The 993-nt window shown below is 44.2% G+C and carries 2 protein-coding genes; both read left to right on the forward strand.

The window, feature by feature from the left end; all coding sequences use genetic code 11:
* Positions 1-510: recombinase RecA (locus A3735_RS30445; protein ID WP_068637836.1), on the forward strand; the 510-nt coding region annotated here is incomplete at its 5' end.
* 10 nt (positions 511-520) lie between these two features.
* Positions 521-993 (forward strand): DNA polymerase Y family protein (locus A3735_RS07120; protein WP_197485730.1); only part of this gene is annotated, 473 nt, incomplete at its 3' end.

Here is a 993-nt window from a genome sequence, read left to right on the forward strand (position 1 = left end):
TGTGGTATCGGCGAGCTTCGCCTGTTATTACCCTCGTTAATAAACAAACAAGGCCTCTGCATATTTATCAACCCGCCAGGTATTTTGAGTGCTGAGTTCTTTTATCATCAAGGCATTGAGTTAGAGCGCATACTACTTATTAATACTAACTCTGCGAATGAAGCCTTGTGGTCTGCAGAACAGTGCTTGAAAAGTGGTGCCTGTGAGGCCGTACTCCTGTGGCAAAACCAACTAGAAGTTCATCATATTCAACGCTTACAATTAGCCAGTAATCAGGGGCAGTGCCGTCAGTTCATCTTTCGAACAGCAAAGCAGCAAAGCCTTTCACTACCAGTCAATTTGAGCTTGCAACTAAAGGCTGAAGAGCGAGGTATCGCGATTACCATCGCAAAACAAAAAGGTGCCTGGCCAAAACCCGAATTCTCTCTCAATATGTCTTCTTATTGGCCTTCACTGGCACTACAAAACACGAACAACATCATCCCCTTCCCTGCTTCTAAAGCGGTATAAAGGTGATGCTATGTCTCTATCAACTTTATGGCTTTACCTCCACTTCCCTTCACTACAAATCGATAGCCTGTTTTTAAACCAGGCAGCATGCAATCAGGACGAACAGCAAGCCGTTATCGTAATCAATGGTCAAAAAAACATCGTAGTTCAAGCCAATGATCATGCCCTACAGCAAGGTATTCATTTGGGAATGGGGCTAGGTAGCGCTGCCTCCTTATGTCGTGAGCTCTGTGTGCATGCTTATGATCCCGAAATAGAAAGAAAGAAACTGCTTGAAATAGCTCACTGGCTCTATTTAGTCACCTCCGACATAAGCCTTTGCGGTTCAAATGGTTTGTTGTTACGGGTCAGTAATATGTTGAGCCTATATGATGGGCTCACGAGTTATTGGCAAACCCTAAAACAGCATTTGGAAAAACAGCAAGTCCATTATCAATACGCCAGTGCATACTCACCTCTAGCGGCTGAACTACTCGCAAGATC

This window comes from Oleiphilus sp. HI0061 (assembly GCF_001635675.1).